This window comes from Flavobacterium sp., from assembly GCF_044338735.1.
In the GTDB taxonomy this organism is placed as follows: Bacteria; Bacteroidota; Bacteroidia; order Flavobacteriales; family Flavobacteriaceae; genus Flavobacterium.
Window position 1 is genome coordinate 1 of sequence record NZ_JBIIWV010000063.1, and the last position, 11612, is coordinate 11612.

An 11612-nucleotide genomic window follows, 5' to 3' on the forward strand; every position below is an offset into this window, starting at 1 on the left:
TTGGTTTTCAATCGTATGAAAAAACGGTAACTACAGGAACTACAACGATGAATTATCCTATCAATTTAAAGGAAGGAACTCAGTTAAAAGAATTAGAGATTGTATATGAAATGCCCGTTTCTATTTCGGGAGATACTATTATTTATAATGCAGATTCTTTTAAGAATGGGACCGAACGAAAATTAGAAGACGTTTTAAAAAAATTACCAGGTGTTGAGGTAAATAAAGATGGCGAGATTGAGGTGGAAGGAAAAAAAGTGCAAAAAATAATGGTTGAAGGGAAAGATTTCTTTGATGGCGATACCAAATTAGCAACTAAAAATATTCCAGCAGATGCCCTAGAAAAGATACAAGTTTTACGTAATTATAATGAAGTGTCTAATTTGAAAGGACTCGAAAATAATGAAGAGAACGTAGCCATAAATATTAAGTTGAAACAAGGTAAAAAGAACTTTTGGTTTGGAGATATGATGGCTGGAATTGGAATTGGAATTGGAAACAAAGCAGATCGATACATTATTAATCCGAAACTATTTTATTATAATCCAAAATTCAGTATCAATGTTATTGGTAATAAAAATAATATTGGAGAACTACCATTAACTGCTCAAGATTATTTTAAATTCACAGGTGGATTCAAAAATATGATGCGAAAAGGAGGCTCTTCTTTTAATGTAGTTTCAAATGATTTGGGAATTATGGGCCTAAGAAATAATCAAGCGGCTAATATTGAATCGTCTTTTGGAGCTGCTAATTTTAGTTTTAATCCTTCTAAAGCATGGACATTAAGTGGATTCGGAATTGTATTAGGCAATAAAACAGAAATCGAAACCAAATCGGTTTCTAATCGTACCGATAATTTACCAAATGGAACTACTCAAACAATATCTGAAACGAAAGAAGATTTTACAAGACAAGACAGTAAACAGGCTTTATTTAAAGTGAGCTCAAGTTATGTGCCTTCTGAAAAAATGCATTTTGATTATGATGCATTAGTTAAATTTTCGGACCAAAAGGAAAATACAAGTCTGTTTTCTAACTTACTTTCTGATGTGTATACCAATAAGAAACAAAATCCATTTTCATTTAATCAAAACCTAAATTATTATTATACTTTAAATGATAAACACGTATTTGCTGTTGAAATTCAACACTTGTACCAAGACGAAGATCCTTTGTACAATGCTAATTTAGCAACACAACCCTTCTTGTTGTCTGGCTATAATACCACACAAAATAGAGATGATATAAATCAGAAAAGATTTGTAACAACCAATAAAATAGATGCTAAATTTGATTATTATTATATGTTAACCCCAAAAAGTAATATCAATTTAACTCTCGGAAACACCTATTCGTATCAAAATTTTGATTCTTCGATTTTTCAAATTTTAGACAATGGTTCTCAAAATAATTTAACAGCTTCAGAAAACAATAACGATGTTAATTATACATTTAAAGATGTTTTTTTAGGAGTACATTATAAATTCTTAACTGGAAAATTTACATTTAATCCAGGTTTTAGTGTACACCAATATAATATGAATGATGCGCAACTTGGCACTTCAAATAAGCAGTCGTTTACAAGAGTATTGCCTGATGTGTATGCTTTGTGGCAAATAAAAAAATCGGAAACATTGACTTATAATTATTCCTTCAGTAATAATTTTACAGATATTAATAAATTAGCTCAAGGTTATGTTTTTTCAAACTATAACAGCTTGTTTAGCGGAAATAGATTCTTAGAGAATTCAACTTCTCAAGTACATTCTTTGCGCTATTTTAAATATAACATGTTTAATTTTGAGAATATTTTTGCTAATTTAACCTATACAAAACAACTAGATGCAATTAAGAATAAAGCTCTGTTAACCGGGGTTAATCAAGTTTCTTCTGCAGTAAATATGAATTCAAATTTTCCAGAAGAATCTTTATCAGGAAGTGCAAATTATGGACGTTCGTTTTTTAAATATTATAAAGCAAATGCAAGAGTTTCTGTAGGATGGAATAAATTCAACAATATCCGTGTTTTCCCAGATTCAGATACTGATCCTAATAATAATCCAACTAATATTCAAATAACTGAGTCAGTTAGTCAAAATTATACGTTAGGTTTTTCTACCAATTATAAACAATTGCCAAATTTAGGATTATCATACAGTTATTCAATTAGCGATAATTTCTCTGATACGGTATATACAGATAGCCCTTCTTTAACTCTAGAGTATTATTTTTTAGAGGCATTTTCGTTCACTTCAGAATATAACTTTTTCCATAATTATAACAAGTCAAAAACGATTGATAGCGAATATGATTTTTTATCTGCGAATATTATGTATCAGAAAAAAGACAGTAAATGGGAGTGGAAACTTTCTGGAACTAATTTACTAGAGACAAAATCATTAGATACAAATAGTTTCAGTCAGTTAGGCGGAACCAGTAGTTTTTCTAGTTATAGAGTGCAACCCCGTTATTTGATTTTGAGTTTAAAATATAATTTATAAAAATGCTATACTACAAAAAAGCCTGACTTAATAGTCAGGCTTTTTTGTTTTTATAATATCAATTATAGCTCAAAAGCAGTTTTTACTTTGTCTACAAAATCTAGTTTTTCCCAAGTAAATAATTCAACAGTTACGGTTTTTGTTAAACCACCTGGAGCAGAAAAAGTCTTGGTTACGGTTTCAGGAGTTCTTCCCATGTGACCATAAGCAGCAGTTTCACTATAAATTGGATTTCTTAATTTTAATCGTTGTTCAATAAAATACGGACGCATGTCAAAAATACTTTCCACAACTTTACTAATTTCTCCGTCTGTTAAATTTACTTTTGCAGTCCCATATGTGTTTACGTTGATTGATGTTGGTTCAGCAACGCCAATTGCATAAGAAACTTGTACTAAAATTTCGTCAGCAACACCCGCAGCAACTAAGTTTTTAGCAATATGACGGGTTGCATATGCAGCAGAACGGTCAACTTTTGAAGGGTCTTTTCCAGAAAATGCTCCACCTCCGTGAGCCCCTTTTCCACCATAGGTATCTACAATAATTTTTCTTCCTGTTAAACCAGTATCTCCATGGGGTCCTCCAATTACGAATTTCCCTGTTGGATTGATGTGGTATTTGATAGCATCATTGAATAAATGAGCGTATTGCGGATTTTTAGCAATTACTCTCGGAATCAAAATTTCAATAATATCTTTTTTAATTTTCGCTAACATCGTTGGTTCGTCAGCAAAATCATCGTGTTGTGTTGAAACTACAATAGCATCAATACGAACTGGTTTGTTGTCGTCAGAATATTCTAAAGTAACTTGCGATTTTGCGTCTGGACGTAAGTAAGTGATTTCGTTATTTTCTCTTCTCAAATCAGCTAAATCTTGCAATAATTGATGCGACAATTTAAGCGCTAACGGCATGAACTCTGCAGTTTCGTTTGTGGCATAACCAAACATCATTCCTTGATCACCCGCACCCTGTTCTTCTTTATTAGCTCTGTCCACACCTTGATTAATGTCAGCAGACTGTTCATGAATTGCAGACAAAACCCCACAAGAATCAGCCTCAAACATATATTCGCTTTTGGTATAACCAATTTTCTTGATTACATCTCTTGCGATTGTTTGAACATCTAAATAAGTATTAGATTTCACTTCACCAGCCAAAATTACTTGCCCAGTGGTTACTAATGTTTCACAAGCTACTTTTGACTCAGGGTCAAATGCTAAAAAATTGTCAATTAATGCGTCTGAAATTTGATCCGCAACTTTGTCAGGATGTCCTTCACTCACAGATTCTGACGTAAATAAATAAGCCATAATTAAATTTATTATAAATTAAGCGAGAAAAAAAGGATTGCAAAGTGCATAAAGGAGTAGGAATACTGCTTTAGCATTTTTTAATGAGGTTGCAATCAGTTCAAATTTTTCCTCTTTTGTTATCGATTGCAAATGTATGAAGTGATTTCGAATTAATAAAATAAAATTGTGCTTTTTAATAAAATGAGTATAAATAAATTATTTTATTGAAAAATTAAGATTTTAAAATTAGTAAAACATAAAAACTTAGATTAAAAATCTAAATTATATGCAATATATGTTATTTGTAAGAAAATATTTCATATTGTAAATTTTGTTACTACATTTGCATCGTTCATAAACATACTATTTGTTATCACGAAAGCTGGAGGGAATAGACCCAATGAAAGCTTGGCAACCTCCAACTTGGAAAGGTGCTACATTCTATTCCGATATTAATCGGAAAAAGATAACCCGAGGAATTTCTTTCCAATTTCTTGATAACATATTAATAATATAAACTTTGTGAAACGCTGTGTGAACTTAGCGTAACTCTGTGTAAAAAAAATATGTCAAAAATTCAACAAGCCATAAAAGAAAGAATCTTAGTCCTAGACGGCGCAATGGGAACCATGTTGCAACGCAACAATTTCTCAGAAGAAGATTTTCGCGGCGAACGATTCAAAGAGTTTCCTCATCCATTGAAAGGAAATAACGATTTACTTTCCATTACGCAACCAGAAGCAGTAAAAGAAGTCCATCGTTTGTATTTTGAGGCAGGTGCAGATATTGTAGAAACCAATACGTTTTCAGGTACAACAATTGGTATGGCCGATTATCATATGGAAGATTTGGTGTACGAATTAAATTACCAATCCGCAAAAATTGCAAGAGAAGTGGCTGATGAATTTACAGATAAGCCTCGTTTTGTTGCTGGTTCCATCGGACCAACTAACAGAACAGCTTCTATGTCGCCAGATGTAAATGATCCTGGCTATCGTGCCGTAACTTTTGACGATTTACGAATCGCATATAAACAACAAGTTGAAGCTTTAATTGATGGAGGTTCGGATGTGCTTTTGGTTGAAACTATTTTTGATACTTTAAACGCAAAAGCCGCGCTTTTTGCAATTGAAGAAGTAAAAGAAGAAAGAAATATTGATATTCCAATTATGGTTTCAGGAACTATTACAGATGCTTCAGGAAGAACACTTTCTGGACAAACTGTCGAAGCTTTTTTGATTTCGATTTCTCACATTCCGTTATTGAGTATAGGATTTAATTGCGCTTTGGGAGCCGACCAATTGAAACCTTATTTAAAGCGTTTGTCTATGAATACGCAATTGAATATTTCGGCACATCCAAATGCTGGTTTGCCAAATGCCTTTGGTGAATACGACCAAACACCAAAAGAAATGCAGGCTTTAATTCGGGAATATTTACAAGACAATTTAATAAATATAATTGGAGGTTGCTGCGGTACAACTCCTGAACACATCAAATTAATTGCGGAGGTCGCAAAAGAATTCAAGCCCAGAACAATTGAAGTAATAGCATAATGACAGAAGTAGATTGTAAAAAATATTTAAAATTATCCGGGCTAGAACCATTAATTATTACCCCAGAAACCAATTTTGTGAATGTTGGTGAACGAACCAATGTAACAGGCTCTCGTAAATTTCTTCGTTTAATAAAAGAAGAAAAATACGACGAAGCGCTTTCGGTTGCTCGAGAGCAAGTAGAAGGCGGGGCGCAAATCATTGATATTAATATGGATGAAGGAATGTTAGATGGCGTTTATGCTATGACAAAATTCCTAAATTTAATTGCTGCCGAACCAGATATTGCCCGTGTTCCTGTAATGATAGATAGTTCGAAATGGGAAATTATCGAAGCAGGTTTAAAAGTCGTACAAGGAAAAGCGGTAGTAAATTCAATTTCTCTTAAAGAAGGCGAAGCGGTTTTTATTCATCACGCCAAGTTAATTAAACGCTATGGCGCAGCAGTAATTGTAATGGCTTTTGATGAAGTTGGACAAGCAGATAATTACCAAAGAAGAATTGAAATTTGTAAAAGAAGTTACGATATATTAGTAAACCAAGTCGGTTTTCCAGCCGAAGATATCATTTTTGATCCGAATATTTTTCCAGTTGCAACTGGAATGGACGAACATAAATTAAACGCTTTAGATTTTTTCCAAGCAACAAAGTGGATTCGTGAAAATTTACCTTTTGCAAATATTTCTGGTGGTGTTAGTAATGTTTCATTCTCTTTTCGTGGAAACGATAAAGTCCGTGAAGCGATGCATTCCGCGTTCTTATATCACGCCATTCAAAATGGGATGACCATGGGAATCGTAAATCCAGAAATGTTAGAAATTTACGATGAAATAGACGCTGTTTTATTGGAACACGTTGAAGATGTGCTTTTAAATAGAAGAGAAGATGCTACCGAACGTTTATTAGATTTAGCCGAAAGTTTTAAAGGCGATTTCAAGGTAAATGAAAAAGCAATAGCCGAATGGCGAAATGGTTCAGTTCAAGAACGATTAACCCATTCTTTAGTAAAAGGAATAGACGAATTCATAGAAATTGATGTTGAAGAAGCAAGATTAAGTGCCAATAAAGCTATTGAAGTGATTGAAGTCAGCTTAATGAATGGTATGAATGTGGTTGGCGATTTATTTGGAAGCGGAAAAATGTTTTTACCTCAAGTAGTAAAATCAGCGCGCGTTATGAAAAAAGCTGTGGCGTATTTATTACCGTTTATTGAAGAAGAAAAACGCCCCCTAACCCCCAAAGGGGGAATAAAAACCTCGCAATTTTGGCAAACTGCTAATCCTTATAATTATGGTTTATTGCAAAAATTTGCATTTGACATGAGAAATAAACCAACTGATGCCGAAAGGTTTTTGTGGCAAGAATTAATGGGTAAAAAATTAGAAAGGCATAAGTTTAGACGCCAACATATTATAGGAAATTACATAGCAGATTTTATTTGTTTAAAAGAAAACTTAATAATTGAGGTTGATGGATTAATACATCAATTACCAGAAAATATTTCTAGCGATGAAGAAAGAAGTAAATGGCTAAGAAGTGAAGGATTTGAAGTATTGAGATTTACAAATGAGGAAGTTTTATTTCAATTAGAAAAAGTTTTACAATTAATTTCCACAAAGTTGGCAGCTCCCCCTTCGGGGGCGGGGGGGGCTGGAAAAGTATTGATGGCAACCGTTAAAGGTGATGTTCACGACATTGGAAAAAACATTGTTTCAGTAGTTTTGGCGTGTAATAATTTTGAAATTATCGATTTAGGAGTGATGGTTCCGCCAGAAAAAATTATTGACGCCGCCATAAAAGAAAACGTTGATATTATCGGTTTAAGCGGATTAATTACACCTTCTTTAGACGAAATGGTGTATTTGGCCAAAGAAATGGATAAGTTGAACATCAAAATCCCAATAATGATTGGAGGCGCTACAACCTCTCGTGCACATACAGCTGTTAAAATTGCTCCAGAATATAAGTCAACTGTAGTCCACGTTAATGACGCGTCAAGAGCCGTAACCGTGGCTTCGAATTTATTAAATACGGATACAAAAAAGGCGTATTCAGTTGCGTTACGCGAGGAGTACGATGCATTACGTGAAGGCTATTTAAACAGAGCAAGAGAGAAAAATTTCTTAACGATTGAAGAAGCTCGTAAAAATAAATTAAAGATAGATTGGAACAATTACGAAGCTATAAAACCTAATTTTATTGGAACAAAAATAGTTGAGGTAGAACTTTCAGAACTAGTCGATTTTATCGATTGGACACCGTTTTTTCAATCTTGGGAATTATATGGAAAATATCCTGCCATTTTAACCGATGAGGTTGTAGGGGAACAAGCATCAGATTTGTTTAAAGATGCACAAAATATGTTATCAAAAATTGTATCTGAAAAATGGTTTACAGCTAAAGGAGTTTTAGGAATTTTTCCAGCCAACACCATAAATGATGATGATATTGAAATCAGCCCCCCAACCCCCGAAGGGAGAGCTATTTTCCTAACTTTACGCCAACAAAGTTCTAAAACTGCTGGAGCCCCTAACATCGCTTTAGCCGATTTTATTGCGCCAAAAGAAATTGGCGTTCAGGATTATATGGGTTGTTTTTGTGTTACAACTGGTTTTGGTATAGATGAGAAAGCAGCCGAATTTGAAAACCAATTAGACGATTATAATGCCATTTTAACCAAAGCTTTAGGCGATAGATTAGCAGAAGCTTTTGCGGAATATTTACATTTAAAAGTTCGAAAAGAAATTTGGGGGTATGCTTCTGAAGAACAACTTTCAAATCAGGAATTAATTAAAGAAAATTACAAAGGAATTCGTCCAGCACCAGGCTATCCAGCTTGTCCAGACCATTTAGAAAAGCCAACCATTTGGAACATTTTAAACGTGGAGGAAAATATTGGTGTAAAATTAACCGAAAGTATGGCAATGTGGCCGGCTTCTTCAGTTTCAGGATATTATTTTGCTCATCCAGAAAGTAAGTATTTTGGGTTAGGAAAAATAAAATCAGACCAAGTAGCAGATTACGCAAAAAGAAGAAATATATCAATAGAAACAGCAACTAAATGGTTAGCACCAAATATAAGCCCCTCCTAACCTCCCCAAAAGGGAGGGACGCCAATCGTTATAAATAAATTTAATGAAATTATAAATAAATGAAACATAAAATAAATATTAATCAAGTTGTGTCGCAAAATTTGAATGCAACTATATTTCCCCCTTTGGGGGTTAGGGGGCTATGAAAGTAACAGAACATATTCAAAACGCCAACGGAAAACCTTTGTTTTCTTTTGAAATTTTACCGCCTTTAAAAGGTCAAAATATCCAATCTATTTTTGATAGTATTGATCCGTTAATGGAATTCAATCCACCATTTATTGATGTTACGTATCATCGAGAGGAATATGAATTCAAGGAATTAGAAAACGGGTTATTACAAAAGAAAATTGTAAAAAAACGACCAGGCACGGTAGGAATTTGTGCAGGAATTCAAAACAAATACAATGTAGATGCCATTCCGCATATTTTATGTGGTGGTTTTACGAAAGAAGATACCGAAAATTTACTAATTGATTTAGATTTTTTAGGAATCAATAACGTTGTGGCACTTAGAGGCGATGCCGTTAAAAGTGAAATTTATTTTAAACCAGAAAAAGAAGGTCACGCTTATGCCTCTGAATTGGTTTCGCAAATTAACGATTTAAATAACGGTATTTACTTAGATGCCGATTTGCAAAATTCATCTAAAACCGATTTTTGTATCGGTGTTGCAGGATATCCCGAAAAACATATGGAAGCACCAAGTTTAGATAGCGACATTCATTTCTTAAAACAAAAGATTAAAAACGGTGCCGAATACATAATCACTCAGATGTTTTTTGATAACCAGAAATTTTTCGAATTTGTTGCGAAATGTAGAGCAGCTGGAATCACTATTCCAATTATTCCAGGATTGAAACCTATAGCTACCAAAAAGCAATTGAATCTTATTCCACACCGATTTAGTATTGAATTACCCGATACTTTAATTATGGAAGTGGTTAAGGCAAAAGATAATGATGCAGTAAAACAAATTGGTATTGAATGGTGTGCGCAACAAAGTAAAGAACTTGTCGCAGCAGGAATACCCGTACTTCATTATTACTCCATGGGTAAAGCAGAAAATATTAAAGCCATTGCTAAAACAATTTTTTAATTATTTTTTTGCCGTTTTCTCTCTGAAAATTTGCTCTAAATTTTTGTTTTTAAGTGAAATTTGAAGGGTTTTTAAACCGTTGTTTTGTGCAAAATCAAACACTTCACTTCGCATGTCTAATGAGGTTGAAAATGTAAGTTCCCAAACTAAATCATGGGTATTTTTTATCGATTTTAAATTTGGTAAAGAACCAAAAAGCTCTTCGGTTACTTGTTTGTCAAATTCTACCACAATGATTTGTTCGGTTTTATCGCTAACTAAGTTGGTTAATTTTTTATCGGTAACAATTTTTCCTTTATCAATTATAATAACGCGGTCACAAATGGCTTCCACTTCTTGCATAATGTGAGTAGATAGAAAAACGGTTTTATTCTTTCCAATATTTTTAATCAAATTGCGAATTTCAACCAATTGATTTGGGTCTAAGCCTGTGGTAGGTTCGTCTAAAATTAATACATCAGGATTATGTAATAAAGCAGTTGCTAATCCTACACGTTGGCGATACCCTTTTGAAAGTTCGCCTATTTTTTTATGACATTCAGGCGTTAATCCTGTTAATGTAATTACTTCGTCTATTCTCGATTTAGCTACTTTATGTAAATCGGCATTAAAAGCTAAATACTCCCGAACATATAAATCTAAATACAACGGATTGTGCTCTGGTAAGTAGCCAACAGATTTTTGTACTTTTTTTTGATTTAAAACAACATCATGATCGTTTACTATTGCATTTCCGCTATCCGATTTTAAATAGGTTGTCAAAATTTTCATTAATGTAGATTTTCCGGCTCCATTTGAACCTAAAAAACCTACAATTTCACCTCTTTTTATCGAAAAACTAATATTATCTAACGCTTTTTGTGCACCGTAATTTTTCGAAATATTTTCTACAATTATTGACATAGGTACTAAATTTTAGCAAAAATAACCTTTTTTAAAAGAACTCAAATTTATTTAAAAAAGTATTTTAGAAGTCACTTTTTTTTCAATTTGTTAATTCTAATTTGTTGCCGATACATTTTGCTTTTTTTAATAACGCTTAAAAAGAATAAATCGTAAATTTACAACGAATAAAAAGCTATGGAAAATAAAAAATATTGGCGCAACTGGTTAGATGATTTTCAATTGAATCATCCATTTGTAATTGCTGGACCGTGTAGTGCCGAAACGGAAGAACAAGTTTTAAAAATAGCACACGAATTGAAGAATTCGGATGTTTCTATTTTTCGTGCAGGAATATGGAAACCTCGCACCCGTCCTGGAGGTTTTGAAGGAGTGGGAGAAATCGGTTTAAAATGGTTGCAAAAAGCAAAAGCCGAAACGGGTTTATTAATGGCAATCGAAGTAGCAACTGCTGCCCATGTAAAATTAGCAATCGAGCATGACATAGATGTGTTATGGATAGGAGCAAGAACAACAGTAAACCCTTTTACAGTGCAAGAAATTGCCGATGCTTTAGCAGGAACCGATAAAATTGTATTGTTGAAAAACCCAGTTAATCCAGATTTGTCATTATGGATAGGAGGTTTAGAACGTCTTTATAATGCGAATATTAAAAAATTAGGAGTAATTCACAGAGGTTTTTCTACCTATGAAAAAACAAAATACCGTAACAATCCCGAATGGCAAATTGCGATTGATATGCAGAATCGATTCCCAGATTTGCCAATGATTTGTGATCCTTCTCACATTACAGGTAAAAGAGCAATGATACAAGAGGTGGCTCAACAAGCTTTGGATTTAAATTATGACGGATTAATTATTGAAACACATAATGACCCTGATAATGCTTGGAGTGATTCAGCACAACAAATTACACCAGCTGTCCTTAAGCAAATGTTTGTTGATTTAAAGGTTCGAAAAATAACCGATGATGCCAGTGAATATAATCAAAAAATGACAAAACTGAGAATGCAAATTGATGGTTATGATGAAAAGTTATTAGAAATTATTGGCAATCGAATGCAGATTGTAGACAAAATAGGACAACTTAAAAAAGAGAAAAATGTAGCTATTTTACAAAATCAACGTTGGAACGAAATTCTCAACAAAATGACTTCTGAAGG

7 protein-coding genes and 1 riboswitch are annotated in these 11612 nt (G+C 33.3%); of the genes, 5 read left to right on the plus strand and 2 right to left on the minus strand.

The features are described from left to right. A partial coding sequence (locus ACIQZC_RS05775; protein ID WP_396138286.1) for a TonB-dependent receptor occupies positions 1-2504 on the plus strand: 2504 nt, incomplete at its 5' end. A gap of 62 nt (positions 2505-2566) precedes the next feature. On the opposite strand, the gene metK is transcribed toward ACIQZC_RS05775, so the two are convergent. Then, complete coding sequence (gene metK, locus ACIQZC_RS05780; protein ID WP_396138287.1) at positions 2567-3817, minus strand: methionine adenosyltransferase; 1251 nt, start codon at positions 3815-3817, stop codon at positions 2567-2569. 349 nt (positions 3818-4166) lie between these two features. After that, a riboswitch (SAM riboswitch) is annotated at positions 4167-4272 on the plus strand. 93 nt (positions 4273-4365) lie between these two features. On the opposite strand from metK, the gene ACIQZC_RS05785 reads away from it, so the two are divergent. The 3 genes from ACIQZC_RS05785 (at position 4366) to metF (ending at position 9546) form a co-directional block, all read left to right on the plus strand. Then, positions 4366-5355 carry a homocysteine S-methyltransferase family protein gene (locus ACIQZC_RS05785; RefSeq protein ID WP_396138288.1) on the plus strand — a complete coding sequence of 330 codons (990 nt, stop codon included), beginning with the start codon at positions 4366-4368 and terminating at the stop codon, positions 5353-5355. Continuing rightward, a complete protein-coding gene (locus ACIQZC_RS05790) occupies positions 5355-8447 on the plus strand; it encodes a vitamin B12 dependent-methionine synthase activation domain-containing protein (protein ID WP_396138289.1) in 3093 nt (1030 codons plus the stop codon). Before ACIQZC_RS05785 ends, ACIQZC_RS05790 begins: the two co-directional genes overlap by 1 nt. A 142-nt stretch (positions 8448-8589) precedes the next feature. Beyond that, complete coding sequence (gene metF, locus ACIQZC_RS05795; protein WP_396138290.1) at positions 8590-9546, plus strand: methylenetetrahydrofolate reductase [NAD(P)H]; 957 nt, start codon at positions 8590-8592, stop codon at positions 9544-9546. On the opposite strand, the gene gldA is transcribed toward metF, so the two are convergent. Then, positions 9547-10449, minus strand: a complete 903-nt coding sequence (gene gldA, locus ACIQZC_RS05800) for a gliding motility-associated ABC transporter ATP-binding subunit GldA (RefSeq protein WP_396138291.1) — start codon at positions 10447-10449, stop codon at positions 9547-9549. It lies immediately after the preceding gene. A gap of 177 nt (positions 10450-10626) precedes the next feature. On the opposite strand from gldA, the gene ACIQZC_RS05805 reads away from it, so the two are divergent. Then, positions 10627-11612: chorismate mutase (locus tag ACIQZC_RS05805; protein ID WP_396138292.1), on the plus strand; the 986-nt coding region annotated here is incomplete at its 3' end.